Raw genomic sequence first — 25,480 nt, 5'->3', positions numbered from 1 at the left:
ACCGTTTGGTTTCAGCCGAGGCGGCGGTGGGACACCCGCACCCAATAGCGGGTGTAGCGCTCGATGCGCAGCGAGAAACCGCTCTCAAGCGCCGCCAGGGCGCGATCGGTGTCATCAATGGGAAAGGCCCCGGAGACTTTCAGTCCGGCAATCTGCGGATCGCACTGCACCACTCCGCGGCGGTAGCGCGAAAGGTCCGCCAGCAAGTCCCCCAAGGGTCGGTCGAGGGCGATGATGCTGCCCTGGCGCCAGGCGCCTACTGAAGCGTCGTTGGGTTGCAACGCGGCGAAACTCCGGGTGTTGAAGGCCAGTTGCTGCCCGGCTTCGACCCGACGCACCAGCGCCCCGTTACCCAGGCTGACCTGCACGCCCTGCTCCAGCACCGCCACCTGATCCTCACGTTCGTCGCTGCGCAACACGAAACGCGCGCCCTGGGCCTGGACCTCACCGTGGCGCGTGATGACCCGCAATGGCCTGTGCAGCGCATCGATGCCGGTGCTCACCAGCATCTCGCCCCAGAGCAACTGCAACCGGCGCTGCTGACCGTCGAAAGCCACATTCACCGAGGTGTCGGTGTTGAGCAGCAATGCACTGCCGTCCGCCAGGCGCACTTCGCGGCGCTCGCCGACCTGGGTTCGATAGTCCGCCAGCAATTGCTGGGCGCTGTCGCTGCGCCAACCCAACCAGCCGAGGGAGCCGGCCGAAGCCAGCACCACCAGGTTGCGCATCAGCTCGCGGCGCGAGCGCCCGGCCCCGCGCAAGGTGGAACCGGCCAGACCGCCAGGCAGGGCCGACATCTGCTCGCCCAGTTGCTGCATGCGTTCCCAGGCCTGGCGATGCAAGGGGTCGGCGGCCAGCCATTCGCGCCAGGCCGCCTGTTCCTGTTCGCTGGCGGTGCCGGAGCGCAACTGCGCATACCAGCGCGCCGCGCCGCTGATGGCCTGGCGCTCACTCACGCTCAGTTGCAGGTTGGCAAAACTCATGACAGCTGCATCCGCATCTGCATCAGGCAGCAATGCTCCATGGCCTTGGCCATGTAGTTGTTGACGCTGCGCACCGAGATCTGCAGGCGTTCGGCGATCTGCTCGTAGGTCAGGCCATCGCACTGGGACAGCAGGAAAGCCTGCTTGACCCTGGCCCCCAGGCCGTCCAGCAGCCGGTCGACTTCCAACAGTGCCTGGAGCATCAGGTTCTGCTCCTCCGGCGACGGCTGCTCGCCCTCGGGCACCAGCGCCAGGGCCTCCAGGTACGCCTGCTCCAGGGAGCGGCGGCGAAACAGATCGATCAGCAAGCCATTGGCGATGCGCGACAGGTAGGGCCGCGGCTCGCGGATCTCCAGGGCATTGCGCGCCTTGAGCACCCGCACGAAGGTGTCCTGGGCCAGATCGGCAGCATCGAAGGTGTTGCCCAGGCGCTGGCGCAACCAGCCCTGCAGCCAGCCGTGGTGATGGGTGTACAGATCGGTGACGGCACTGCGCAGGGATAAGTCGTCGGCGGGCATGACAATAAGGATTCATATTTGATAATGAATCGCATTGTCATGTAGGGGCGGAAGTCTTGGCAAGAGCCACGAACGCCGGACGACGTTCGTGGCGGTACGGCGGGGGCCTGGTCAGATCCCGGCCAGGGCCAGGTCCATGGCGAAGTAGGTGAAGATCAGGTCAGCACCAGCGCGCTTGATCGAACCCAGGCTCTCACGCACGACGCGCTGCTCGTCGATGGCCCCGGCCTGGGCGCCGAACTTGATCATCGCGTACTCGCCGCTGACCTGATACGCCGCCACCGGCAGGCGCGAGGCCTCGCGGATGTCGCGGATGATGTCGAGGTAGGCCCCGGCGGGCTTGACCATCAGCGAATCGGCGCCTTCCTGCTCGTCCAGCAAGGACTCGCGCACCGCTTCGCGACGGTTCATGGGGTTCATCTGGTAGCTCTTGCGGTCGCCCTTGAGCGCGCTGCCGCCGGCCTCGCGGAACGGGCCGTAGAGCGCCGAAGCGAACTTGGTGGAATAGGCCATGATCGGCGTCTGGGTGAACCCGGCGGCGTCCAGAGCCCGGCGGATGGCCTGGACCTGACCGTCCATGGCCGCCGACGGCGCGATCACGTCGGCACCGGCACGGGCCGCAGCCACCGCCTGCTTGCCGAGGTTGATCAGGGTCTGGTCGTTGTCCACTTCATGGCCGTGCATCACGCCACAGTGGCCGTGCTCGGTGTATTCGCAGAAGCAGGTGTCGGACATCACGATCATTTCCGGCACCGCGTCCTTGGCAATGCGCGACATGCGCGACACCAGGCCGTTTTCCTTCCAGGTATCGCTGCCGTCACAGTCCAGGTGGTGCGACACACCGAAGGTCATCACCGACTTGATCCCGGCGCGGGCGTAGCGCTCGATCTCCCCGGCCAGCTTGGATTCGGGAATGCGCATCACCCCGGGCATGCTCTTGATCGGCACGAAATCGTCGATTTCCTCCTCGACGAAAATCGGCAGCACCAGGTCGTTGAGGGTGAATTCGGTTTCCTGGAACAGACTGCGCAGTTGTTCGGAGCGACGCAGGCGACGGGGACGGGCTTCTGGGAACTGGCTGGACATGATTTTTCCTAAGGCTGAGCGCGAAACAACACGAGCGATGGCGAAAAAAGGCAGAAAGCTTATGCCCAGAGCCGCCAGGGTACAAACCCGCACGGCTCAAGAGAGTCTTGCAAATCTGCCAACAATCAGCGCCAGGCCCGCTATTCATGGGCTTGGCGAGGGCCCGCACAGGCCGGCCTGCGACCATCTGACGCAAGGTCAAGGAGCAGCGACAAGCGACAAGCTTCGAGCAGCAACTGACAAGAGCGCCGCGCTTGGCTTGCACCTGGAAGCTTGCCGCTGCTTCACCCCGCGAGAAACTTGCCTTCGATACAGGTGACTGCGGCCCCACCGATCCACACCTCATCGCCCAACTGCTGCACCTCGATCCTGCCAGCGCGGCCCATGCTCAGGCCCTGGCTGACCCGATAGCGCGACGGCGCCAGCCCGGCGCCCAGCAGCCACTGGGCGATACCGGCGTTGAGGCTGCCGGTGGCCGGGTCCTCGGGCATGCCGTCGCCGGCGATAAAGGCCCGCACTTCGAACTGTGCATCGGTGTCATCGCGCTCGGGGTCACAGGGCGCGATCACCCCTACGGCCAGACCGATCAGTGCCGGGTAGTCCGGTTGCAGATCCAGCACCTGCTGGCGCTCGCCGAGCATCACCGCCAGCCAGCCGGCGCCGTTGTCGACCCATTGCGCCTGCAGGATATCCCCGGGCGCCAGGTTCAGGCCGCGACGCACCTGCTCCAGCACCTCGGGCTCCACCGGGCCGGACTTGAGCAACGGCGGCGCGAGAAAAGCCAGTTGATTGCCCTGACGACGAATGCGCACCAGACCGACTTCGCACTCCTGAATGATTTCCTCGCCCTGGGGCACACCGCCGGCTTCGAGCCAGGCGTGGCAACTGCCCAGGGTCGGGTGACCGGCGAAGGGCAGCTCTTGGGTGGTGGTGAAGATCCGCAAGCGATAGTCGGCCCGGGGGTCACGGGGTTTGAGCAGGAAGGTGGTTTCGCTGAGGTTGGTCCAGGTGGCGAAAGCGGCCATGCGTTCGTCGCTGAGCTCGTCGGCGTTGAACACCACGGCCAGGGGGTTGCCCTTGAGGGGGGTGGCGCTGAAGACGTCGATTTGCTTGAAGTTCAGGGCGGGCATTTAGAGGGGGCCTGGGGTCGGTGGGGGGGCTGGGGGTGAAGTGTACATATTCGTTGCTGCGGGTGTGGCGGTTGGTGGTTTCGCTCTTACAGCGAGTGGGAGGGGGTACATATCCGGTGCTGCGGTAACGGCCGCTTAGGGTTTCGCTCTTGCAGCGAGTGGGAGGGGGGACATATCCATTCCTGCGGGTGCGGCCGCTTAGGGTTCCGCTCTTGCAGCGAGTGGGCTGTGTACATATCCGTTGCTGCGGTAACGGCCGCTTAGGGTTCCGCTCTTGCAGCGAGTGGGCTGTGTACATATCCGTTGCTGCGGTAACGGCCGCTTAGGGTTCCGCTCTTGCAGCGAGTGGGCTGTGTACATATCCGTTGCTGCGGGTGCGGCCGCTGGCGGTTTCGCTCTTACAGCGAGTCACTTTGAAAAGCCCAAAGTAACCAAAGGCTCCTGCCCCTCCACTCGGTGCCTCGCCTAGGCTCGGCATGCCCTCACTCCGGCATTGATCCGTGGGCCGCCGCAATGGGCCATCCCTGGCCCAGTGCGGCTAACCCGGCGTCCTGCCGGGTTACCCACGGCTCAATGCCTGCGTTCGGCCATCGTGGTTAACGGGGCTAACAGATCAAGATCAAAAGCCAGAGCAAGATCAAAATCTGACGGCGGCCTGCCGGCCGGCCTGTTTCATTGCCGTTCGCGTTACATGTAGCCGCTGCCGAAGGCTGCGAACGCTCTGGGCGGCACTCCGTCGCAGGAGACGCTAAACCTGCCTCCCCGATATTCCTGACATATCGCGTCGCCTGGTTTCGCAGCCTTCGGCAGCGGCTACAAAGAGCCGGCCTGCGCACCTTGGCTTTGGCTTTGGCTTTGGCTTTTGATCTTGATCTTGATCTTCAGGCCCCTTCCCAGCCGGCCGAGCGTAGGCGTTGCGTAGGGGGCAGCTCGGCAAGGATGCCGAGCTAGCCGCCACCCGGCCATGGATGGCCGGTTGGCGGCGGGCCCCCGGAGCAATGCCGAAGCGAGGGAACCCCGAGCCCTAGCGAGGGGCCCATGGAGGGGCAGTGAACGGGACAACCACATAGGTAACAGAAAAGTTCAGGCACATCGGTAACACCCAATCAGGCCTGCACTGCCGTATTGAGCCTGATGTAACCATCCTTGGCGTCTTTCAGATCAAAGCGGCCCAGCTTGATTGGGCCAAATATGACCTCCCAAACCCCCTCGCTAATGCGTTCCAAGCCAACAGTTTCGCGCTTGAGAACATTGCCGACATAGATCCTGAGACGACCTCTGTTGACCACACCACAAGAGTCAACAACATAGACTTCTATATGACTCGGGTATCTCATTACGGGTAACCGAGCCGGATAAGTACGCTGCGAACTGTAATAACAAGAAGCCGGTGTTTTCTGTCCAAGTGCTTCATGCAGCCGTTCATGATTGTAGTGCTGCATGAACAGATCAAAGTGTTTTTGCTGAGCGCCCCATTCGATTTCCGGAGGGCTGGCCAGAGTACTTTTCAGTGTGCGATGCATCCGTTCATGGCGACCATTTTGCTCGGGACGACCCGGCTGGATTCGTTCGGGAATAATGCCCAAACGTAGCCACCAGATAGACAACAACGACAACCCAGCATGCCCTGCACTGGCAAAAGGAACTCCATTGTCAGTACGTATCCGCTCAGGCATCCCATAGGTTCTAAACAATCGCTCAAAGGCAGTCTTGGCGTCTTTGAAGTTGGTGCTGGGCATGCTCTCGCAGGCCAATAAGAAACGGCTCGCATGGTCCATAACCGTCAACGGGTAACACCAAACACCTCCTCCCGTCAGGTACTGCCCCTTGTAGTCAGCACTCCATAACTGATTGGGAACATCTGCTTTTTTCAAAGGACTTGGATAAATCGCAACACGCTGACGCAGCCGCCTAGGCGTCACCAGGCCTGCTTGTTTGAGGATGTTGTAGATACTGGTTTTAGAGGGCGGTTCCTGTCCTGGAAAACGTTCGGCCAAAGAAGCCTGGATCTTCTTGGGCCCCGGCGTTGTAGGACCTTTTTGAGCGCAACTCGATAATCGCGGCCTTGATTTCAAAGGGAATCAGATGCGCCTGACAATGTCGACTTCGACTCTTCTCATCAAGGCCGCGCACACCGTCTGCGTTGTAACGGGCTACCCATTTGTAACCCGTTTTTCGGCTGATGCTGTGTGCCGCACACAGCTCGCTGAAGTTAAAGCGTCCCAATAAATAGTCCGCAATGAACATCACTTTAAGGTCCATAGGGTTCAGCTCTCGCCACGGCATGGTCAGATCCTCGGAATCGACCCTGCCAGTTAAAAACTGTTACCTATGTGCTTGAACTGGTTTGTTACCTATGTGGGTGAGTCATACCCAAGCGTTTTTTGGTTCCTTTTTTTGGCGTTTGAAAAAAAGGGACTCGCCGTAAGGGCGAAACCCTAAGTGGCCGCACCCGCAGGAATGGATATGTCCCCCCTCCCACTCGCTGTAAGAGCGAAACCATAAGCGGCCGTTACCAAAGCACCGGATATGTACCCCATCAACCTCGCCACAAAGACAAAACCGCCAGCCGCCACACCCGCAACACTGAAGATGCCCCCTTCACCCCCCCCCAAAAAAAACACCTCAAACCACCTTGGGAATCTCCAACCCACGGATCACCGCCGGCCGCGCCACAAACTTGGCCAGCACCCGCTGCACCTGCGGGAAGCTATCAATCCCCACCAACCCGCCCGCCTCATAAAACCCGACCAAATTCCGAATCCACGGAAAGGTCGCAATATCGGCAATGGTGTAGCGCTCACCCATGATCCATTCGCGCCCCTCCAGGTGCTTGTCCAACACCCCCAGCAAGCGCTTGGCCTCGTTCACATAACGCTCCAGCGGCCGCTTGTCCTCGTAGTCCTTGCCGGCGAATTTGTGGAAGAACCCCACCTGCCCGAACATTGGCCCGATGCCGCCCATCTGGAACATCAGCCACTGGATGGTTTCATAACGCGCTGCCGATTCCTGGGCCAGCAACTGCCCGCTCTTGTCCGCCAGATAAATCAGGATCGCCCCCGACTCGAACAACGCCAAAGGCTGGTCGCCAGGACCATGGGGATCGAGAATCGCCGGGATCTTGTTGTTCGGGCTGACGCTGAGGAACTCCGGGGTCATCTGATCCTGAGTCTCGAAGCTGACCCGGTGCGCCTCGTAAGGCAGGCCGATCTCTTCGAGCATGATCGAGACCTTCACCCCGTTGGGGGTCGGCAGGGAATACAGTTGAATCCATTCGGGAAACTGCGCAGGCCATTTCTGGGTAACGGCAAAGGCGGAAAGATCGGTCATGACAGGCTTCCAATGACAGTCAAAAGGGGGGCGCCACACGAGGCAACGGTCGGCGATTATCCGCCGGGTTTTCTTAAATCGGCAACATACCGCGGTTAGTCTGGCGCCTCATCGAACCAAACGCCGTCCAGGGACTCAGAAGCACTGCCTTCACCGGCCGTGATGACAGGGAACACACAGGTTTGTCAGCCTCCACCCCTTGCGCTGAAGAATCCCGCCATGCCCCTGCCCCGCCGCTTCAAGAACCGCGCCTACCTGCTGCTACCGGCCTTGCTGCTGGGCAGCGCCCTGTGCCTGTCGCTTGAGTCCAGCGTCAGCCGCGCGCAACCGGTGGACGGCACTCAGACCCTGGTGTTCCTGCGCCATGCGGAAAAGCCCGCCGGCGGCCTCGGCCAGCTCAACTGCCAGGGCCTGAACCGAGCCATCGACCTAGCCTCGCTGCTGCCGGAAAAGTTCGGCAAGGCGCAGTACGTGTTCGCCGCCAACCCGACGCGCAATGTCGAGGAAGGCGAGCTGGACAATTCCTACAGCTACATCCGCCCCTTGATGACCATCAGCCCCAGCGCCATCAAGCTCGGCCTGCCGGTGAACATCGATTTTGCCGCCAATGACACCAGCGACCTGGCGGACGAACTGCTGCACGACCGCTACCACAACTCGATCATCTACACCGCCTGGTCCCACGGCTACCTGCCGGAGCTGATCAACAAGGTCGCCGAAGAAGCCGTGGGCCAGCGGCGCCCGATTACCGAGGATTGGGCCTCCAGCGACTTCGACTCGCTGTACGTGCTGACCCTGACCTGGCGCAACGGCAAGGCCAGCCTGCACAGCCAGAGCTACAAGCAGGGCCTGGACGGCGGCGAGCAGGATTGCCCGAGCTGATGGTTCCGGACTACAGGCGCCCTCCGTCCCTGTAGCCGCTGCCGCAGGCTGCGAACGGCTCCGCAGGAGACGCCACGATCTTTAGGTTGCTGCGCGTTCGACACGAGATCGCCAAGCAAGGCCCTGCGGGCCTTTGCGCAGCCTCGCTGACGCTCGGCAGCGGCTACAGGGCCAGTGCCGATCCGAGATTGGTGTAGCCGCTGCCGCAGGCTGCGAACGGCCCGCAGGGACGCGGCGCTCTCAAGGCCGACAGCGCTCCGACGAGGGATCGCCAGGCAAGGCCGGACGAGATCGGTTCGCGGCGCACCGGCGCCAGCGGCTACAATTCGCGCTTATTGTCTTTGTGCGGAAACCCCTTCATGTCCAACCTCGCCTCCACCCAGCCCGCTCGCGGCTGGGCGTTCTGGTGCAAACCCCTGCTGTTCCTGCTCGTGGCCGCCATCGGCCTGTATTACGTGAAGTGGTCGCCCTACTACCTCAAGGCCTTTGTCGCCGCCGACAGCCACAGCATCGGCGCGTCGATCCTCAACGATCAGCAAAGCTCGCCCTGGAGCGCCGCCCTGGCCTATTCCCAGGTGTACTTCCTGGCCATCTGGAAAGCCGCGGTGCTGGCGGTGATCTTGGGTTCCCTGTTGCAGGTATTGATTCCCCGGGACTGGCTGCTGCGCCTGTTCGGCCGCGCCGGTTTCGGCTCGACCCTGCGCGGTGGGCTGTTCGCCTTGCCGGGCATGATGTGTTCCTGCTGCGCCGCCCCAGTGGCTGCCGGGCTGCGGCGGCAGAAGGTTTCGGTGGGCGCGGCCCTGGCGTTCTGGATCGCCAACCCAGTGCTCAACCCGGCGACCCTGGTGTTCATGGGCTTTGTCCTGGGCTGGGGCTTTTCCGCCCTGCGCCTGGTGGCGGGCATCGTCCTGGTGCTGGGCGTGTCCCTGTTGGCGCAGCGGGTCGCCGGCCCCGAGCAACTGCCGGAAGCCGCGGTGGATGCGGTGGTGGAAGCCAGCACGGTGAACGACCAGCCGTTCCTCAGCCGCTGGGGCAAGACCCTGTGGCAACTGTTCTGGAGCACCATTCCGATCTACGTGCTGGCGGTACTGGTGTTGGGCGCGGCGCGGGTCTGGCTGTTCCCCCATATCGACGGCGCCATGGGTGACAGCCTGTGGTGGCTGGTGCCGCTGGCGATTGCCGGAACCCTGTTCGTGATCCCCACAGCAGCGGAGATTCCCATCGTCCAGACCATGATGACCCTGGGCTTGGGTACAGGCCCGGCGGTGGCCCTGCTGATGACCCTGCCGAGCATCAGCCTGCCGTCGCTGCTGATGCTGCGCAAAGACTTCGATGCCCGAGTGCTGGTGACCGTGGCCGTGCTGACCATGCTGGTGGGGATTGTTTGCGGGTTGATTGGTGCGGTGTTGTTGTAGAGCCCTGTTTATTGTCTTGAAACACACTGGTCAGGGAATGCCGCTCCCGAAACCAGAGTTTTTGCTTTGTTTTGTAAGGCTTGTCCGAGAGAATCGCCAACGCCTTTGAGCGGCTTGTACCCATGGTTTTCGTCAGGCAGTCTCCCCCGGTCGCTGCACCATCAGCGACTCGGATGTGGAAGTCCGGAAGGGTCATAGGTACAACGCTTCAACGCGCCTGCCGACGCTTTGCGCCTGCGGATACGTGTTATGGCGGCCATGCGTGGGGCACCTTCGGGTGCGCCGGGTTTTGGGTACCAAAAGACTCCCCGGTCTTCCACACCCACGCACGGCTGCCACCCTCTCGTGTGGAAGCGAGACCGGCGGCTCTACTTAACCTTAGAGTCGTAGGTACCCCAATGAAAAAGCTCGTCCCCGATCCACCCCGCCCGCTACGCGATCCCGAGCTGGATCGCGCCAACGCTAACCTGCTCAGCGCACTGAAACCGACCCAGGCACGCCCGTTCGGCCTGCGCGATGCCCAGGGCAATACCCTGTTCAGCGTGCAAGCCGGGGTCAGCGCTGAAGAGGCCCTGAGGCACGTCGCCCTGCTGCTCAAGTGCGCCGAGGAGGTGTCCGATGAAATCACCGAGCGCGCCAGCGGCATCGAACGCGGCCTGATCTGGTCCATGGTGCATTCCGTGGAAATGGCCCGGGCCGTGGTCGAGGCCTTGCTCGACCGTCCACGCCCTGCCGGCTGACGCCCGCGCACACCGCGCGCTCAGGTGCTGTGAGCGCGCGGAACATTGAGCGCTAGCGCGATGGCGGCTGGCGCTGGCGCAGGTAATCGAGCACGGCGCCGTGATCGCCGCTGAACTCGATCCGCGCGCCCTTGCTCTCGCGCTGGAAGGCGTACATCGGGTCGTAGTATTCACCCAGCAAGCCTTCGATCCAGGCCCGGTGCAGCTCCACGTCACCGCTGCGGGCCTGTTCCGCCAGGGCCGCTTCCATCAGCAGGAACAGGCGCTGGTGACGCTCGCCCCCCAGGCGCTTGTGGATCTTGTTCAGGCTTTCCAGCAGGCGTTCGGCAAACAGGGCAAAACCTTCTTCGCCATGCACGGCCACGAACTCGGCGCTGAGGTTGACCACGTAATCGTCAAGGATGCGCTGCACCCGGCTGTCGAGGCGGTCTTCCAGCCAGACCATGGGCAGGCCCTGCATGCTCTGGTACAGCGGCAGCGGCAAGGCGCAGCTGCCGATCATGCGGTTCTCGTCTTCCAGGACAAAGCTCTGCACGCCGCGCTCACGCTTTTTCAGCAGGTCCACCGCCAGACGGTTTTCGAAGTCGATGTTGCTCGGCTGTCCGGTGGCGCGGCGGCCGAAGCTGGAGCCGCGGTGGTTGGCGTGGCCTTCCAGGTCCAGGGCGTTGTCCAGCTGGCCCAGCACTTCGGTCTTGCCGGTGCCGGTCATGCCCCCCAACAGGACGAAATCACATTGCTGCAGGGCCTGCTCGGTGGTGTCCAGAAGGAAGGTACGCATGGCCTTGTAGCCGCCACCAACCCGCGGGTAGTCGATGCCCGCCTCCCTGAGCCACTGCTGGACGATCTGCGAGCGCAGGCCGCCACGGAAGCAGTACAGCAGGCCGTCGGGGTGAGCCCGGGCGAAATCGGCCCAGGCCTGGACGCGCTGTTGCTTGATGTCGCCGGACACCAGTTGATGGCCCAGGACAATCGCCGCCTGCTGGCCCTGCTGCTTGTAGCAGGTGCCGACCCGCTGGCGTTCCTGGTCAGTCATCAGTGGCAGGTTGAGCACCCCGGGAAAGGCGCCCTTGGTGAATTCGATCGGCGCCCGGGTGTCCATCATCGGCCGGTCGTTGAGGAAGATCTCGCGGTAGTCGGTGCAGTCCAGAGGCATCAGAACACCTCGACCGCGTGGCTCTGTCGCTCCACCAGTTCACCGATGGGCGCCAGTTCCAGGCCCAGCTCCGCCGCCAGGGCGAGGAACTCGGCATTGCCTTGCGGGGTCACCGCCACCAGCAGGCCGCCACTGGTCTGTGGATCGCAGAGCACGCGTTTGTGCAGCTCCTGGACCCGGCCGATCTTCTCGGCGTAGCTGCTGTAGTTGCGCAAGGTGCCACCGGGCACGCAGCCCTGATCCAGGTAGTACTCGACCCCAGGCAAACGAGGCACGCGGTCGTAGTGGATCTGCGCGGTCAGGCCGCTGCCGTCGGCCATTTCCACCAGATGCCCGAGCAGGCCGAAACCGGTGACGTCGGTCATCGCGGTCACCCCTTCGAGCTTGCCGAAACGGCTGCCGGGCTTGTTCAGGGTGCACATCCAGTCGCGGGCCAGGCCGATGTCGGCGTCGCGCAGCTTGCCCTTTTTCTCGGCGGTGGTGAGCACGCCGATCCCCAGGGGCTTGGTCAGGTACAGCAGGCAGCCGGCGGTGGCGGTGTCGTTGCGTTTCATGAAGCGTTTTTCCACCAGCCCGGTCACCGCCAGACCGAAGATCGGCTCCGGCGCGTCGATGGAGTGGCCGCCCGCCAGGGGAATGCCTGCCGCGTCGCATACGGCGCGGCCGCCACGGATCACTTCCCGGGCGATTTCCGGGGCCAGCACATTCACCGGCCAGCCAAGAATGGCGATCGCCATCAACGGGTCGCCGCCCATGGCGTAGATGTCGCTGATGGCGTTGGTGGCGGCGATGCGGCCGAAGTCGAAGGGGTCATCGACGATGGGCATGAAAAAGTCGGTGGTGGAGACGACGCCGCGTTCTTCGTCGATGGCGTAGACCGCCGCGTCATCGCGCGAAGCGTTGCCAACCCAGAGCTTGGGATCGAGGTTCTGCGCCCCGCTGCCGGCCAGAATCACCTCCAGCACCTGGGGGGAAATCTTGCAGCCGCAGCCGGCTCCGTGGCTGTACTGGGTCAGGCGAATCGGCTCGCTCATGGGGCACCTCGTCAAGTCTGGGACCGGGATTCTAGCAGAGCCCTCAGGCACTGGGCCGAGGCGTGCCCTGATGGAACAGCATCTGCCAGCGCCCTTCGCGGCAGCGCCACAGCGAACTGCGCCAGGCGCTGCCGGCCGCGCGCCCACCGGCTGCGGCGTTATGGCACAGGTAGGTGACCTGGGCCAGATCGGCCGCCAGGCGCTGCAGCGCAAACTCGCTGATGCGCCGTTCGATGAAGTCCTGCTGCGGCAGGCTGTGCAGCACCTGGGCCTTGTTCCAACGTCCGCCGCTGGCGCCGAATTCGAGAAAGTCATCGGCCAGCAAGGCTTCCAGCACCTGGCGATCGGCGCGCACTTCGGCTTGTTGCAGTTGGCGTTCGAGCATCAACAGGTGGTCGGACAATTCCATGGTCACTCCCGGGGCGGCGGATCAGTGGCGCACTCTAGCATCCGCGCCCTGCCCCTCAAGGCAGGACACCTGCGGTAGCGCTTGAACCAAGCAAATGCGCCGGACTTTGGTTAGGCTTGCAGCGCCCTGCCCGGGCACGCTTGTCCTCATACCCACAAAAGCGCCCCCCCGACCCTCACCCGAGGCCAGGGCAAGACGCTGACGGAGCCCGCCATGAAGTTCACCACCCAGTCCATCGCCCGCAAGCTCAAGTTCCACCAATTGGTGGTGTTCGAGCAGGTGCTACAAAGCGGCTCGCTGGTGCGCGCCTCTCAGGCGCTGAACCTGACTCAGCCGGCGGTGACCAAGATCATTCACGAGCTGGAATCCTACTTCGAGGCGCCGCTGCTGGTGCGCAGCAACCGCGGGGTCAGCGCCACCGAGCTGGGCCAGGTGGTGGTGCAACGGGCCAAGTCCTTGCTGGCGGAACTGCGGGCCCTGACCGACGAGGTCAACGCCTTCCAGGAAGGCACCTCGGGGCAGGTGATGGTCGGCACCCTGATCTCGGCCTCGACCTCGCTGCTGCCCCGGGCCATCCAGTTGCTCAAGCAGCGCGCGCCGGGGGTGCTGGTGTCATTGCGGGTCGGGCAGATGGACCAGTTGTTCCCGGCGCTGGCGGTGGGCGATGTGGATCTGGTGGTGGGCCGAGTGCCGGACGACTGGCACCGGCGCAGCGAGGCCCTGGAGGTCGACGTGCTGTACCGCGAGGACTTGAGCATCGTCGCCGGCGCCCATCACCCGTTGCACCAGCAGACGCCGGTCAGCCTGGAACACCTGCACGCCTACCCCTGGGTGCTGCCGACCCGCGACTCGTTGCTGCGGCGCACCGCCGACCGGTTGTTCGCCGACAATGGCCTGCCGACGCCGGACAATGTTGCCGAGTCGCTGTCGATCCTCACCAACATCACCCTGATGCAGGATCAGCGCACCGTGGCCCTGATGCCCTATGAGGCCTCGTTGCAGTTCATCCAGGCCGGCATGCTCCAGGCTTTCGATCTGGGGACGCCGTTGCAGTTCGGCGAGATCGGTTGCTTCTACGCCGCCCAGCGCAATCTGGGCCCTGCGGCCCGGCTGTTTCGCGAATGCCTGGACCTGGCCCGGGCAGAGTCCGACAGCGGGCAAGTGCCGATCCAGGCCTCGCCCTGATATTCCAATTGTTAATAGTTAGCGGCCGATCTTTGATTATTCACTAATACCAGGCCTTCCTACACTCGCCCCGAAACCCATGTTTCGGAGGTTCAAGTGTCCACTGCCCTGCTGCGTCATTTCATCGACGGCGAGTTCGTCGCCAGCCCCCAGACCTTTGCCAATATCTCCCCGGTCGACGGCCGCGTGCTGGGCCAGGTCTGCGAGGCCGACCGATCCCAGGTGGACCGCGCCGTGACCGCGGCCAAGGCGGCGCAGTCCGGCCCCTGGGCCGATTACAGCGCCAGCCAGCGCGCCGATCTGCTGCTGCGGATTGCCGCCGGCATCGAGGCGCGTTTCGAGGCGTTCGTCGCCGCCGAAGTCGCCGACACCGGGCGCCCGGTGCAGCAGGCGCGCACCCTGGACGTGGCCCGCGCGGTGCAGAATTTCCGCACCTTCGCCGAGCTGCTGCGCCAATCCGGCGGCGAAATCTTCGAGATGCGCGGCGCCGACGGCAATGACGTGTTCAGCTACAGCGTGCGCAAGCCCCACGGCGTGGTGGCGATCATCTCGCCGTGGAACCTGCCGCTGTTGCTGCTCACCTGGAAAGTCGCCCCGGCCCTGGCCTGCGGCAACTCGGTGGTGGTCAAGCCGTCCGAGGACACCCCCTCCAGCGCCACCCTGCTGGCCGAAGTGATGCGCGACGCCGGGGTGCCGGCCGGCGTGTTCAACCTGGTGCACGGCTTCGGGCCGAATTCGGCCGGGGAGTTCCTCACCGCCCACCGCGACGTCGATGCCATCACCTTCACCGGTGAGTCCCGTACCGGCGCCACCATCATGAAAGCCGCCGCCGAAGGCGTGCGCGAGGTGTCCTTCGAGCTGGGCGGCAAGAACGCCGCGGTGGTGTTCGCCGACTGCGATTTCGACGCCGCGGTGGCCGGGGTGCTGCGCGCAAGCTTCACCAACGCCGGGCAGGTGTGCCTGTGCTCGGAGCGGGTCTACGTCGAACGGCCGATCTACCAGCGCTTCGTCGCGGCCCTCAAGGCCGGCGCCGAACAGTTGAAGATCGGCTACCCCGATGAAGACGGGGTCAACATGGGCTCGCTGATTTCCCACAAGCACCGGGACAAGGTCCTGGGCTACTTCCAACTGGCCCTGGAGGAAGGCGCGACCCTGGTCAGCGGTGGCGGCATTCCGCAGTTCGGCGATGCCCGGGACCAGGGCGCCTACGTCCAGCCGACGATCTGGACCGACCTGCCGGACCACGCCCGCTGCCTGCGCGAAGAGGTGTTCGGCCCGGTCTGCCACATCGCCCCGTTCGACACCGAGGACGAAGTGTTGCGCCGGGTCAACGACTCGGCCTATGGCCTGGCCACGGCCCTGTGGACCCGCGATCTGAAGCGCGCCCATCAGCTGTCCCGGCGCTTCCGTGTGGGCATGGTCTGGGTCAACACCTGGTTCCTGCGCGACCTGCGCACGCCGTTCGGCGGCACAAGGCTCTCGGGCGTGGGGCGCGAAGGCGGCCGTCACTCCCTGGATTTCTACTCCGAGATCACCACCATCTGCGTCAACCCTTGAGGGGCACCCCGACATGCATGCAGACCTGATTGAAGCGGCGCACCACCTGCGCCAGGCCCAGTTCACCGGCCAGCCCTGCGCCCCGGTGCGCGAGCTGATCGCCCAGGCCCAGGCCGCGCAACCCCACACCTCCCTGGCCGACCTGGCCTACCAGGTGCAGCACTACAACAACCTGGCGGCCATCGATGCTGGACGCCGCCCGGTGGGCCACAAGATCGGCCTGACCTCCCGCGCCGTGCAGCAGCAACTGGGGGTGGACCAGCCGGACTTCGGCCAGCTGTTCGCCGACATGGCCCGGGGTGACGACCAGCCCATCGCCTGGAGCGACACCTGCCAGCCCAAGGTCGAAGCCGAGGTGGCCTTGGTGCTGGAACATGACCTGAACCATGAGCGCCACACCGTGGCCGACCTGATCCGCGCCACCGCCTTTGCCCTGCCGGCCATCGAAATCGTCGGTAGCCGCATTGCCCAGTGGGACATTCGCCTCAGCGACACCATCGCCGACAACGCCTCGTCCGGGCTGTTCGTGCTCGGCAGCCAGCCGGTGGCCCTGGAAAAACTCGATCTGGTGCGCTGCGGCATGAGCCTGACCCGGCGTGGCGAGCCGGTGTCGGTGGGCGCCGGCGCCGCCTGCCTGGGCAACCCGCTGAACGCCGCCCTGTGGCTGGCCGACACCCTGGCCCGCCTGGGCACGCCGCTGCGGGCCGGCGACATCCTCCTGACCGGCGCCCTCGGGCCCATGGTCGCGGTGCAGCCGGGAGATCGCTTCACCGCGCACATCCAGGGCCTGGGCAGCGTCAGCGCCGCCTTCGCCAGCGTCCAATGAACCGGAGCCACTCATGAACCCAACCCTCAAGGCTGCGATCATCGGCTCGGGCAATATCGGCACCGACCTGATGCTGAAGATCCTGCGTCAGGCCCGGCACCTGCAACTGAGCGCCATGGTCGGCATCGACCCGGCTTCCGACGGCCTGGAACGGGCCCGGCGCCTGGGCGTGGCCACCACCCACGAAGGCGTCGAAGGCCTGCTGCGCATGCCTGAATTTGCCGCCATCGACATCGTTTTCGACGCCACCTCGGCCGCCGCCCACCAGCACCACGAGGCCGTGCTGCGCCAGGCCAAGCCGGGCATCCGCCTGATCGACCTGACCCCGGCGGCCATCGGCCCCTACTGCATTCCGGTGGTCAACCTGGAGCAGCACCTGAACAGCCTCAACCTGAACATGGTCACCTGCGGCGGCCAGGCGACCATTCCCATGGTGGCCGCGGTGTCGCGGGTGGCCCAGGTGCACTACGCGGAAATCGTCGCCTCGATTGCCAGCAAATCCGCCGGCCCCGGCACCCGGGCCAACATCGACGAATTCACCGAAACCACCCGCCACGCCATCGAGACCCTCGGCGGCGCCACCCGGGGCAAGGCGATCATCGTCATGAACCCGGCCGAACCGCCGCTGATCATGCGCGACACGGTGCTGATGCTGTCGGCCGCCGCCGATCAGCGGGAGATCGCCGCCTCCATCGACGAGATGGCCGCGGCGGTGCAGGCCTATGTGCCCGGCTACCGGCTCAAGCAGCAGGTGCAGTTCGAGCCGATCCCGGCCTCGGCGCCGCTGCTGATCCCGGGCCTGGGGCGTTTCAGCGGGCTCAAGACCTCGGTATTCCTGGAGGTCGAGGGCGCCGCCCATTACCTGCCCGCCTACGCCGGCAACCTCGACATCATGACCTGCGCCGCGCTGGCCACCGCCGAGCGCATGGCCCAGTCGCTGCTCAACCGCTGAAGGAGCTTCGCCATGACTTTCAACCCCGGCAACAAGCTCTACATTTCCGACGTGACCCTGCGTGACGGCATGCACGCCATCCGCCACCGGTACAGCCTGGATCAGGTCCAGGCCATCGCCCGGGCCCTGGACGCGGCCCGGGTCGACAGCATTGAAGTGGCCCACGGCGACGGCCTGCAGGGTTCCAGCTTCAACTACGGTTTCGGCGCCCACACCGATCTGGAATGGATCGAAGCCGCGGCCGATGTGCTCGAACACGCGCGCATCGCCACCCTGCTGCTGCCCGGCATCGGCACCGTGCACGACCTCAAGGCCGCCTACCGGGCCGGCGCCCGGGTGGTGCGGGTGGCCACTCACTGCACCGAGGCCGATGTCTCGCGCCAGCACATCGAATGTGCCCGGGAACTGGGCATGGACACCGTGGGCTTTCTGATGATGAGCCACATGACCAGCCCGGAAAATCTCGCCGTGCAGGCGCAGAAGATGGAAAGCTACGGCGCCACCTGCATCTACGTGGTGGACTCCGGCGGCGCCATGAACATGCAGGACATCCGCCTGCGCTTCCGGGCGCTGAAGGCCGTGCTCAAGCCGGACACCGCCACCGGCATGCACGCCCACCACAACCTCGGCCTGGGGGTGGCCAACTCCCTGGTGGCGGTGGAAGAAGGCTGCCAGCGCATCGACGCCAGCCTCGCCGGCATGGGCGCCGGGGCCGGCAATGCGCCGCTGGAAGTGTTCATCGCCGCCGCCGACAAGCTGGGCTGGAACCACGGCACCGACCTCTATCGCCTGATGGACGCCGCCGACGACCTGGTGCGCCCGCTGCAGGACCGACCGGTGCGGGTCGACCGCGAAACCCTGGCCCTGGGCTACGCCGGGGTCTACTCCAGCTTCCTGCGCCACGCCGAACAAGCCGCCCACAAGTACGACCTGAAAACCGTCGACATCCTGGTCGAACTCGGCCGCCGGCGCATGGTCGGCGGCCAGGAAGACATGATCGTCGACGTCGCCCTCGACCTGCTCGCTGCCCGGGAGTCCCGCCCATGAACCTCGATCTTGCCCCCATCGCCAGCGCCCTGGATCAGGCCGCGCGCAACGCTCGCGCCCTGCCCCAGTTCAGCCGGCACACGCCCTTCAACCTGGAGCAGGCCTACCAGATCCAGCGCGCCTCCATGGCCCACCGCTACGCCGATGGCGAACGCATGATCGGCCTCAAGCTGGGCTTCACCAGCCGCGCCAAGATGCAGCAGATGGGCGTCGACAGCCTGATCTGGGGCTGGCTCACCGATGCCATGCTGGAAGAGGACGGCGGCCTGCTGAACCTGGATCGCTACATCCACCCCCGGGCCGAACCGGAGCTGTGCTTCCTCACCCGGCGCGCCATCGACCGGCCGCTGACCCAGCTCGAAGCCGTGGACTATCTGGAGGCCGTGGCCCCGGCCATCGAGATCATCGACTCGCGCTACGAGGCCTTCAAATTCAGCCTGGAGGACGTAGTGGCGGACAACTGCTCCTCGGCCGGGCTGGTGCTCGGCCCCTGGTCCCGGGATTTTTCCACCCTGGCCAACGCCGGGGTACTGATGCGCCTGGACGGTGCCCTGGTGGAGGCCGGTTCGACCGCGGCAATCCTCGGCCATCCGCTGCGCAGCCTGGTGCACGCCTCGCAACTGCTGGCCCGGGCCGACATCAGCCTGCCCGCCGGCAGCCTGATCATGGCCGGCGCCGCCACCGCCGCCGTGGCCCTGACACCCGGCGCGCAATTGACGGTGGAGATCAATGGCTACGGCGAATGCGCCTTCACCTGCAGCGGCCAGGCCCAAGGGGAACGCTCATGACCGTCAACCGCGCGACCCTGGTGCCGGGCAAGGCCAAGCCCCGGGGCCGCTTCCCCCATATCAAGCGCGCCGGCGATCTGCTGTTCGTCTCCGGCACCAGCTCCCGGCGTCCGGACAACAGCTTCGACGGCGTCGAAGTGGACGAGCTGGGCACCACCTGCCTGGACATTCGCGCCCAGACCCGGGCGGTGATCGAGAACATCCGCGATATCCTCGCCAGCGAAAACGCCGGGCTGCAGGACCTGGTGGAAATCAGCGCCTTCCTGGTGGATATGAACGACTTCGGTCCCTACAACCAGGTCTACGCCGAGTACTTCGACGAACAGGGCCCGACCCGCACCACCGTGGCCGTGCATCAGTTGCCGCACCCGCACCTGCGCATCGAAATCAAGGCGGTGGCCTACGCCCCGCTCAATCGCCGAGAACAATAACAATGGACAAGCACCACTACAGCGCACCGCTGAACTTCAACCGTTGGCTGGACGAACATGCCCATCTGCTGCAACCGCCGGTGGGCAACCGTCAGGTGTGGCAGGACGCCGACTTCATGGTCACCGTGGTCGGTGGCCCCAACCAGCGCACCGACTTTCACGACGACCCCATGGAAGAGTTCTTCTATCAGTTCAAGGGCAATGCCTACCTGAACATCTGGGACCGCGGCCGCTACGAACGCATCGACCTGCGTGAGGGCGACATCTACCTGATGGCGCCCCACGTCATTCATTCCCCGCAACGCCCAGAGCCCGGCAGCCTGTGCCTGGTGGTGGAGCGCCAGCGGCCCAAGGGCCTGCTGGACGCCCTGCAATGGTCCTGCGCCCGCTGCGGCACGCTGATCCAGCGCTATGAAATGCAGCTGCACAGCATCGTCAACGACCTGCCGCCGATCTACGAAGAGTTCTACGCCACCAGCCAGGAGCAGCGGCGTTGCACCGGCTGCGGCGAAATCCACCCGGGCCGCGACTGGCAGACCTGGCACCACACCCTCAAGGCAGCGACCCCCTTATGAAAATCGACATGCATTCGCACTTCTTCCCCGACATCAGCCAGGCCGAGGCCGCGCGCCTGGACCCGGTGCGCGCGCCCTGGCTGCACAAGGACGGCGCCCGGGGCCAGATCATGGTCGGCGACAAAGCCTTTCGTCCGGTGCACGACGTGCTCTGGGACCCGGCGCGACGTGTCGAGCACCTGGACGAGCAAGGCCTGGACCTGCAGATCATGTGCGCCACGCCGGTGATGTTCGCCTACGACGCGCCCATCGAACGGGCCCTGCCCTGGGCCCAGTTGATGAACGACCGGGCCATGGCCATGACCGCCGGCCACGAACGCCGGCTCAAGGTCCTGGCCCAGGTGCCGCTGCAGGACCTGGACGCCGCCTGCGCCGAAGCCAGCCGGGCCCAGGCCATCGGCCACGTCGGCGTGCAGATCGGCAACCACGTGGGCAATCACGACCTGGACCATGATCATCTGGTGACCTTTCTCGATCACTGCGCCCGTAACCAGATCCCGGTGCTGGTGCACCCCTGGGACATGATGGGCGGCGAGCGCATGCGCAAATGGATGCTGCCGTGGCTGGTGGCGATGCCGGCGGAAACCCAGCTGGGAATTCTGTCGCTGATTCTCTCCGGGGCGTTCGAGCGCCTGCCCGAGTCCCTGCGCATCTGCTTCGCCCACGGCGGTGGCGGCTTCGCCTTTCTTCTGGGGCGGGTGGACAACGCCTGGCGTCACCGCGACATCGTCCGCGAAGACTGCCCGCAGTTGCCGTCCAGCTACGTCAAACGCTTCTGCGTCGACTCCGCGGTGTTCGATCCCGGCGCCCTGAAACTGCTGGTAGAGGTGATGGGCAGTGAACGGGTGATGCTGGGTTCGGACTCACCCTTCCCCCTCGGCGAACAGCGCATCGGCAGCGGCATCGCCGACCACCCGACCCTGGCCGAAGCCGACAAGGCACGCCTGCTCGGCGGCAACGCCCAGGACTTCTTCAACCTGTACTGAGTGCCCGCACTCAGCCCCTCATCCCCCTCGCTGCACCCGTCACCGTGGTCATCCGGCGGGCACCCCATGCCCGCCTCGAACAAAACCTATAAGGAGCCACCCATGTACGAGCGAACGCAACACCTGAGTGAACTCATCGACCGCAGCCCACTGGGCGCCTTGCAGATACGCGTGTTGCTGCTGTGTTTCCTGATCGTCCTGCTGGACGGTTTCGACACGGCCGCCATTGGCTACATCGCCCCGGAGCTGATCCACAGCTGGAACATCGAACGCGCGCAACTGGCCCCGGCCTTCGGCGCCGGGCTGTTCGGCATGCTCCTGGGCAGCTTCTGCTTCGGCCCCCTGGCCGACCGCCACGGGCGCAAGAGCGTACTGCTGATTTGCGTGGCGATCTTCGGCCTGGGCACCCTGGCCACGGCGCTTTCACCGAACATCGAAGTGCTGAGCATCCTGCGCTTTGTCACCGGCATCGGCCTGGGCGGCGTGCTGCCCAACTGCATCACCCTGAGCTCGGAATACTCCCCGGCGCGGCGGCGCATGCTGCTAGTGACCCTGAGCTATTCCGGCTTCACCCTGGGCCTGGCGCTGGGCGGCGCGGTGGCCGGCGCGCTGCTGCCCCGGGTGGGCTGGCAGGGTCTGCTGCTGATCGGCGGCCTGGCGCCCCTGCTGCTGTTGCCGGTGCTGTACCTGGCGCTGCCGGAATCGGTGTGCTTCATGGCCAACAGCCCGCGCCACACCGCCACCTTGCGCCGCATCATCACCCGCATCAGCGGCCAGTCCGACTGGGAACGGGTGCGACTGGTGGGCGATAGCGGCGAGGCCGGCGCACGCTCGCCACTTTCAGCGTTGTTCAGCCCCGGCCAGCTGGCCCGCACCTTGCTGCTGTGGCTGACCTTCTTCTGCTGCCTGTTCGTGTTCTACCTGCTGACCAACTGGCTGCCCACGGTGCTGCGCGCCAGCGGCTACGACACCGGCGGCGCGGCACGGATCAGCGCCATGATCCCCTTTGGCGGCGTGCTCGGTGGCATCGCCATGGCCCTGCTGATGGACCGTATCGGCGCCCTGCGCATCCTGCCCTGGCTGTGCCTGATCGCCGCCTGCGCCCTGGCCCTCACCGGCAGCCAACTGCACAGCGCCGCCGGCACCCTGGCCATCGTGTTCCTGGCCGGTTTCAGCCTCACCGGCACCCTAAACAACCTCAGCGTGGTGGCCGCCACCCTCTACCCCACCGCCTCCCGGGCCACCGGCGTGGCCTGGGCCCTGGCGGCGGGTCGTGCCGGCTCGATCATCGGCTCGCTGCTCGGTGGCTGGCTGTTCGCCCAGGCCGGCGGCCTGCAGCAATTTTTCGCCTGGATCGCCGTGCCGGTGCTGCTGGCGGGATTGGCCCTGGGCTGGATGAAGCGTCTGGGGCATTCGGCCGCAATACCGACGAGCAAGGCCATGGAACAGGACTGAGCCCAAGCCAAGGTTATCGTCCAATAGCAGCGAGCCGCGCCTTCTTCGGAGGCGCGGCTCGCTGCTGTCAGGCCGGGTCGATTCAGAAGAGATCGATCGGGTAATCGGTAATCAGCCGGAACTCATCGATATTGCCCTCGCCCTGGGCCACGTTGGCCCGGTGCCAGGTCTGGCGCAGACGAAAGCTCAGGTCTTTCAGCGGGCCGTTCTGCACCACATAGCGCGCTTCGAAGTTGATCTCGCGGTGCACGCCGTCCTGGCCATACATCCCGGCGTAGGCGCTGCCTGCCGGGGTGTGCGTGCCGTCGATGCCGGAGCCGCGCAGGTAGCGGGTCATCAGGTTCCAGCCGGGCATGCCGTAGCCGGCCAGCGACAGGTCGTAGCGCAGTTGCCAGGAACGCTCGTTGGGGCCGTTGAAGTCCGAGTACTGCACCGAGTTGGGCAGGTAGATCGAGGCGCCCTGGTCGCGGCCATTGCGGCCGTTGCGGTCCAGGTCGCCCACCCCCAGGTAGTCGAACGGGGTGTTGCCGTCGACGTTCTGCAGCGCCAGGGTCAGGCGGTGGGCGCCCAGGCCATAGAACACCGAGGCGCCCAGGGTGGTGTTGTCGATGGCGCCGGCTCTGGCCCGACCGGTGTCGAGGGTGCGGTAGAGGTTCAGGTCGAAACCGGCCTGCTGGCCCTGCCCCAGGTCGGTACGGCCATTGAGGTTGGCGTAGTACTGGTTCCAGATGTCGGCGAAACGCGCCGCATAGAAGCTGGCGCCCCAGTCAGGCGTGAACCGGTACTGGCCGCCCAGGTAGTCCACCGAGGGTGTGGTGACGCCAGCATAGAAGGCCCAGAGGTCGCCGTTGCTGTTGGTGGTGACGTGGCCGGTGGCCGAGGTGAAATGCCCGGCCTGCAGCTTGAGTTTGTCCAGTTCCTGACTGTCCAGGGCAAAGCCGGTGGCGGTTTCCGGGATCAGGCGGTTGTGGCCGACGGCGAACACCGGGGTGTCCACCGACTGCTCGCCGAAACGCAGCACACTTTCGGAGACTTTCAGTTTCAGCGCTGCACCGGCCTTGGCGTATTGGTCCGCCGGCTTGCCGTTGTCGTGGATCGGCAGGTTGTAGGTGCCGGTCTTGCCCCCGGAGGCATCCAGCTTGAGCCCGAGAGTGGCGAAGGCATCCACGCCGACGCCGACCGTGCCCTGGGTGAACCCGGATTCGAAGCGGCCGATAAAGCCCTGGGTCCAGTCCTTGCGGTCGGCACGGCCGTCCTGGACGCTGCGGTTGAGGTAGTAGTTGCGGGCTTGGATGCGCAGATGGCTGTCCTCGATGAAACCGGCCGGCTCCTCCTCGGCACCGTGGACGGTCCAGGGCAGGCAACCCAGCAGCGGCAACAGCAAAAGCGGTGAACGGCGCATTACGTCAGACATGGCAAAACCCTTGTGGATTATTGTTTTTGTAGAACTGGCGACAGGGATCGACAGGGGCCCAAAGGCCCCGTAGGAGCCGGCTTGCCGGCGAAGCGATCACGCAGACCGCTTCGCCGACCAGCCGGCTCTCGCGAGCGGGCTGGTCCGGGACTCAGGGTTGGATCGGCAGCGGCTTGGGCGCCGCGGCGTCCAGCGGGCGCTGGCCGCGAAAACGCAGGTAGTAGATGAGCAGGATCAGCGCCAGGAACGGCAGCCCACAGACCAGGGTCAGGAAGAACTGCTCGGTGAACAGCGTGGTGATCATCACCGCCAGCATCAGCAACAGCCCTCCCAGGCTGGTCCAGGGGTAGCCCCAGAGCTTGAACGCCAAGGGTTCGGAGCCCTGTTGCCGGCGAAAGAACAGGTGGGTAAGGAAGATCCCGGCCCAAGTGAACATGGCGCCGAACATGGCGATCGACATCATCAGGGTGAAGGCCTGGTCGGCGTAGGCCAGGTACAGCAAGGTGGCCAGGGCAATCCCCAGGGACGACAGCAGCAGCGCCGCCAGGGGCACGCCGTTGCGGCTCAGGCGCCCGAACAGCGCCGGCGCCTGGCCGGCCCGGGACAGGCTGAACATCAGCCGCGTGGTGATGTACAGCTGGCTGTTCATCGCCGACAGCGCCGCCACCAGGATCACCGCATTGATCACCCCGCCGGCATAGGGAATGCCGGTGGCCGCCATGACCATGACAAAGGGGCTTTCGCCGCCGGTGTTGCGGCTCCAGGGCACGATGGCCAGGACCAGGGCGATGGTCAGCAGGTAGAACACCACCAGGCGCACCATGGTGATGCGAAAGGCCCGGGTCACTGCACGTTCCGGGTCCTTGGCCTCGCCCGCGGCCACGGCGATCATCTCGATGCTCAGGTAACTGAAGAAGGCCACGATCACCGCCACCCAGGTGCCCCAGGCGCCGTTGGGAAAGAAGCCGCCCTCGTTGCTGTAGTTGGCAAAACCGATGCCCGAGCCGGGCGCCGCGCCGTACACCACCCAGGCCCCGAGCAGGATGAACACCAGGATGGCGCACAGCTTGAGCAGCGAGAACACATACTCGATGCCGCCGAACACCTTGACGCTGAAGGCGTTGGCCAGGATCAGCGCCAGGGAGAAACCGAGCATCCAGTAACCGCCGGGCACCTCGGGATACCAGTACTTCATGTACATCGCCGCCGCAGTGATTTCCGTGCCCACGGCAAACACGATGGAGGCCCAGTAGGCGTAGCGGATGGCAAAGCCGAACCAGGGCGCCACATAGAATTCGGCGAATGAACCGAACGAGCCGGACGTCGGATGGCGCACGGTCATTTCCGCCAGACAGCCCATCAGCAACAGGGCGATTACCGCGCCGATGGCGTAGCTCACCAGCACGCTGGGGCCGGCAAAGCCGATGGCGAAACTGCTGCCCAGAAACAGCCCGGTGCCGATGGCCCCGCCGATGGCGATCATCGACAGCTGGCCGCTGCTCAGGCTTTGCTTGAGGCCGTGTTCACGGTCTGCCACTTGTTTGAAGGTGCGTATTGTTTTTGTCATGACACTCTTGCTCCAAG

General features: G+C 65.1%; 23 protein-coding genes and 1 pseudogene. 13 read left to right on the top strand and 11 right to left on the bottom strand.

Features of this window, described 5'->3' with window-relative positions:
* Positions 1–11 precede the first annotated feature (11 nt).
* The 6 genes and pseudogenes from WIN67_RS11995 to WIN67_RS11970 form a co-directional block, all read right to left on the bottom strand.
* Positions 12–983 (bottom strand): FecR domain-containing protein, encoded by a 972-nt coding sequence (locus WIN67_RS11995; RefSeq protein ID WP_339071324.1) that lies wholly within the window; start codon positions 981–983, stop codon positions 12–14.
* Complete coding sequence (locus tag WIN67_RS11990; RefSeq protein WP_102864158.1) at positions 980–1,501, bottom strand: sigma-70 family RNA polymerase sigma factor; 522 nt, start codon at positions 1,499–1,501, stop codon at positions 980–982. Before WIN67_RS11990 ends, WIN67_RS11995 begins: the two co-directional genes overlap by 4 nt.
* A gap of 111 nt (positions 1,502–1,612) precedes the next feature.
* Entirely contained in the window at positions 1,613–2,587 is a 975-nt protein-coding gene (hemB, locus tag WIN67_RS11985) for a porphobilinogen synthase (RefSeq protein WP_016962997.1), read from the bottom strand.
* Positions 2,588–2,871: 284 nt separating this feature from the next.
* Positions 2,872–3,717, bottom strand: a complete 846-nt coding sequence (locus tag WIN67_RS11980) for a PhzF family phenazine biosynthesis protein (RefSeq protein WP_102880006.1) — start codon at positions 3,715–3,717, stop codon at positions 2,872–2,874.
* 1,106 nt (positions 3,718–4,823) lie between these two features.
* Positions 4,824–6,003, bottom strand: a pseudogene (locus WIN67_RS11975) (integrase core domain-containing protein).
* A gap of 339 nt (positions 6,004–6,342) precedes the next feature.
* Positions 6,343–7,047 carry a glutathione binding-like protein gene (locus tag WIN67_RS11970; RefSeq protein ID WP_102864156.1) on the bottom strand — a complete coding sequence of 235 codons (705 nt, stop codon included), beginning with the start codon at positions 7,045–7,047 and terminating at the stop codon, positions 6,343–6,345.
* Between the two features lie 219 nt (positions 7,048–7,266).
* Between WIN67_RS11970 and WIN67_RS11965 the strand changes: the two genes are divergently transcribed.
* The 3 genes from WIN67_RS11965 to WIN67_RS11955 all read left to right on the top strand — a co-directional run bounded on the left by WIN67_RS11965 (position 7,267) and on the right by WIN67_RS11955 (position 10,084).
* Positions 7,267–7,929, top strand: a complete 663-nt coding sequence (locus WIN67_RS11965) for a histidine phosphatase family protein (RefSeq protein ID WP_339071323.1) — start codon at positions 7,267–7,269, stop codon at positions 7,927–7,929.
* 359 nt (positions 7,930–8,288) lie between these two features.
* Positions 8,289–9,344: a permease gene (locus tag WIN67_RS11960; RefSeq protein ID WP_339071322.1), complete on the top strand. Its 1,056-nt coding sequence runs from the start codon at positions 8,289–8,291 to the stop codon at positions 9,342–9,344.
* Between the two features lie 398 nt (positions 9,345–9,742).
* The gene (locus WIN67_RS11955; protein ID WP_016964563.1) at positions 9,743–10,084 is read left to right on the top strand and encodes a DUF3077 domain-containing protein; all 342 of its coding nucleotides are present in this window, start codon (positions 9,743–9,745) and stop codon (positions 10,082–10,084) included.
* A gap of 52 nt (positions 10,085–10,136) precedes the next feature.
* On the opposite strand, the gene mnmH is transcribed toward WIN67_RS11955, so the two are convergent.
* The 3 genes from mnmH to WIN67_RS11940 are packed head-to-tail and all read right to left on the bottom strand — an operon-like array spanning position 10,137 to position 12,680.
* Positions 10,137–11,237: a tRNA 2-selenouridine(34) synthase MnmH gene (mnmH, locus tag WIN67_RS11950; protein ID WP_170004197.1), complete on the bottom strand. Its 1,101-nt coding sequence runs from the start codon at positions 11,235–11,237 to the stop codon at positions 10,137–10,139.
* Complete coding sequence (selD, locus tag WIN67_RS11945; RefSeq protein ID WP_047303467.1) at positions 11,237–12,271, bottom strand: selenide, water dikinase SelD; 1,035 nt, start codon at positions 12,269–12,271, stop codon at positions 11,237–11,239. The genes mnmH and selD overlap by 1 nt, the downstream gene beginning before the upstream one ends.
* A 43-nt stretch (positions 12,272–12,314) precedes the next feature.
* Positions 12,315–12,680, bottom strand: coding sequence for a nuclear transport factor 2 family protein (locus WIN67_RS11940; protein ID WP_339071321.1), 366 nt, complete (start codon positions 12,678–12,680; stop codon positions 12,315–12,317).
* A 213-nt stretch (positions 12,681–12,893) separates the two neighbouring features.
* Here WIN67_RS11940 and WIN67_RS11935 point away from each other — a divergent pair, with 213 nt between their 5' ends.
* From WIN67_RS11935 to WIN67_RS11890, 10 genes are all read left to right on the top strand, one after another.
* Positions 12,894–13,865, top strand: coding sequence for a LysR substrate-binding domain-containing protein (locus tag WIN67_RS11935; protein ID WP_339071320.1), 972 nt, complete (start codon positions 12,894–12,896; stop codon positions 13,863–13,865).
* 96 nt (positions 13,866–13,961) lie between these two features.
* Positions 13,962–15,422, top strand: a complete 1,461-nt coding sequence (locus WIN67_RS11930; protein WP_110594934.1) for a 2-hydroxymuconic semialdehyde dehydrogenase — start codon at positions 13,962–13,964, stop codon at positions 15,420–15,422.
* A 13-nt stretch (positions 15,423–15,435) separates the two neighbouring features.
* On the top strand, positions 15,436–16,248 hold the full coding sequence (locus WIN67_RS11925; protein ID WP_253166014.1) for a 2-keto-4-pentenoate hydratase: 813 nt from the start codon (positions 15,436–15,438) through the stop codon (positions 16,246–16,248).
* A 13-nt stretch (positions 16,249–16,261) separates the two neighbouring features.
* Positions 16,262–17,200 (top strand): acetaldehyde dehydrogenase (acetylating), encoded by a 939-nt coding sequence (locus tag WIN67_RS11920; protein ID WP_213666070.1) that lies wholly within the window; start codon positions 16,262–16,264, stop codon positions 17,198–17,200.
* A gap of 12 nt (positions 17,201–17,212) precedes the next feature.
* Positions 17,213–18,247 (top strand): 4-hydroxy-2-oxovalerate aldolase, encoded by a 1,035-nt coding sequence (gene dmpG, locus WIN67_RS11915; RefSeq protein WP_339071319.1) that lies wholly within the window; start codon positions 17,213–17,215, stop codon positions 18,245–18,247.
* Entirely contained in the window at positions 18,244–19,035 is a 792-nt protein-coding gene (locus tag WIN67_RS11910) for a 2-keto-4-pentenoate hydratase (protein WP_339071318.1), read from the top strand. Before dmpG ends, WIN67_RS11910 begins: the two co-directional genes overlap by 4 nt.
* Positions 19,032–19,466 carry a RidA family protein gene (locus WIN67_RS11905; RefSeq protein WP_102880017.1) on the top strand — a complete coding sequence of 145 codons (435 nt, stop codon included), beginning with the start codon at positions 19,032–19,034 and terminating at the stop codon, positions 19,464–19,466. The genes WIN67_RS11910 and WIN67_RS11905 overlap by 4 nt, the downstream gene beginning before the upstream one ends.
* 2 nt (positions 19,467–19,468) lie before the next feature.
* Positions 19,469–20,041, top strand: coding sequence for a 3-hydroxyanthranilate 3,4-dioxygenase (locus WIN67_RS11900; protein WP_339071317.1), 573 nt, complete (start codon positions 19,469–19,471; stop codon positions 20,039–20,041).
* On the top strand, positions 20,038–21,027 hold the full coding sequence (locus WIN67_RS11895) for an amidohydrolase family protein (RefSeq protein WP_110653019.1): 990 nt from the start codon (positions 20,038–20,040) through the stop codon (positions 21,025–21,027). The genes WIN67_RS11900 and WIN67_RS11895 overlap by 4 nt, the downstream gene beginning before the upstream one ends.
* A 102-nt stretch (positions 21,028–21,129) precedes the next feature.
* Positions 21,130–22,482: an MFS transporter gene (locus tag WIN67_RS11890; protein ID WP_213666066.1), complete on the top strand. Its 1,353-nt coding sequence runs from the start codon at positions 21,130–21,132 to the stop codon at positions 22,480–22,482.
* An 82-nt stretch (positions 22,483–22,564) separates the two neighbouring features.
* Here WIN67_RS11890 and WIN67_RS11885 read toward each other — a convergent pair whose 3' ends face one another.
* Both WIN67_RS11885 and WIN67_RS11880 read right to left on the bottom strand, forming a co-directional pair.
* On the bottom strand, positions 22,565–23,896 hold the full coding sequence (locus WIN67_RS11885) for an OprD family porin (protein ID WP_102880020.1): 1,332 nt from the start codon (positions 23,894–23,896) through the stop codon (positions 22,565–22,567).
* A 151-nt stretch (positions 23,897–24,047) separates the two neighbouring features.
* Positions 24,048–25,463: an amino acid permease gene (locus WIN67_RS11880; RefSeq protein WP_110594942.1), complete on the bottom strand. Its 1,416-nt coding sequence runs from the start codon at positions 25,461–25,463 to the stop codon at positions 24,048–24,050.
* Positions 25,464–25,480 lie beyond the last annotated feature (17 nt).

Origin of the sequence: Pseudomonas idahonensis (genome assembly GCF_037903935.1) — a bacterium.
GTDB classification, from domain to species: domain Bacteria; phylum Pseudomonadota; class Gammaproteobacteria; order Pseudomonadales; family Pseudomonadaceae; genus Aquipseudomonas; species Aquipseudomonas danubii.
This window is presented reverse-complemented; position numbering and strand designations above follow the sequence as displayed.

Excerpts from the sequence above, each read along its gene's own strand:
- WIN67_RS11890 (WP_213666066.1), top strand. The coding sequence starts at position 21,130 with ATGTACGAGCGAACGCAACACCTGAGTGAACTCATCGACCGCAGCCCA.
- WIN67_RS11955 (WP_016964563.1), top strand. The coding sequence starts at position 9,743 with ATGAAAAAGCTCGTCCCCGATCCACCCCGCCCGCTACGCGATCCCGAG.
- WIN67_RS11880 (WP_110594942.1), bottom strand. The coding sequence starts at position 25,463 with ATGACAAAAACAATACGCACCTTCAAACAAGTGGCAGACCGTGAACAC.
- WIN67_RS11965 (WP_339071323.1), top strand. The coding sequence starts at position 7,267 with ATGCCCCTGCCCCGCCGCTTCAAGAACCGCGCCTACCTGCTGCTACCG.
- WIN67_RS11990 (WP_102864158.1), bottom strand. The coding sequence starts at position 1,501 with ATGCCCGCCGACGACTTATCCCTGCGCAGTGCCGTCACCGATCTGTAC.
- WIN67_RS11925 (WP_253166014.1), top strand. The coding sequence starts at position 15,436 with ATGCATGCAGACCTGATTGAAGCGGCGCACCACCTGCGCCAGGCCCAG.
- selD (WP_047303467.1), bottom strand. The coding sequence starts at position 12,271 with ATGAGCGAGCCGATTCGCCTGACCCAGTACAGCCACGGAGCCGGCTGC.
- WIN67_RS11885 (WP_102880020.1), bottom strand. The coding sequence starts at position 23,896 with ATGTCTGACGTAATGCGCCGTTCACCGCTTTTGCTGTTGCCGCTGCTG.
- WIN67_RS11980 (WP_102880006.1), bottom strand. The coding sequence starts at position 3,717 with ATGCCCGCCCTGAACTTCAAGCAAATCGACGTCTTCAGCGCCACCCCC.
- WIN67_RS11970 (WP_102864156.1), bottom strand. The coding sequence starts at position 7,047 with ATGACCGATCTTTCCGCCTTTGCCGTTACCCAGAAATGGCCTGCGCAG.
- dmpG (WP_339071319.1), top strand. The coding sequence starts at position 17,213 with ATGACTTTCAACCCCGGCAACAAGCTCTACATTTCCGACGTGACCCTG.
- WIN67_RS11910 (WP_339071318.1), top strand. The coding sequence starts at position 18,244 with ATGAACCTCGATCTTGCCCCCATCGCCAGCGCCCTGGATCAGGCCGCG.
- WIN67_RS11940 (WP_339071321.1), bottom strand. The coding sequence starts at position 12,680 with ATGGAATTGTCCGACCACCTGTTGATGCTCGAACGCCAACTGCAACAA.
- WIN67_RS11995 (WP_339071324.1), bottom strand. The coding sequence starts at position 983 with ATGAGTTTTGCCAACCTGCAACTGAGCGTGAGTGAGCGCCAGGCCATC.
- WIN67_RS11895 (WP_110653019.1), top strand. The coding sequence starts at position 20,038 with ATGAAAATCGACATGCATTCGCACTTCTTCCCCGACATCAGCCAGGCC.
- hemB (WP_016962997.1), bottom strand. The coding sequence starts at position 2,587 with ATGTCCAGCCAGTTCCCAGAAGCCCGTCCCCGTCGCCTGCGTCGCTCC.
- WIN67_RS11905 (WP_102880017.1), top strand. The coding sequence starts at position 19,032 with ATGACCGTCAACCGCGCGACCCTGGTGCCGGGCAAGGCCAAGCCCCGG.
- mnmH (WP_170004197.1), bottom strand. The coding sequence starts at position 11,237 with ATGCCTCTGGACTGCACCGACTACCGCGAGATCTTCCTCAACGACCGG.
- WIN67_RS11900 (WP_339071317.1), top strand. The coding sequence starts at position 19,469 with ATGGACAAGCACCACTACAGCGCACCGCTGAACTTCAACCGTTGGCTG.
- WIN67_RS11920 (WP_213666070.1), top strand. The coding sequence starts at position 16,262 with ATGAACCCAACCCTCAAGGCTGCGATCATCGGCTCGGGCAATATCGGC.
- WIN67_RS11935 (WP_339071320.1), top strand. The coding sequence starts at position 12,894 with ATGAAGTTCACCACCCAGTCCATCGCCCGCAAGCTCAAGTTCCACCAA.
- WIN67_RS11960 (WP_339071322.1), top strand. The coding sequence starts at position 8,289 with ATGTCCAACCTCGCCTCCACCCAGCCCGCTCGCGGCTGGGCGTTCTGG.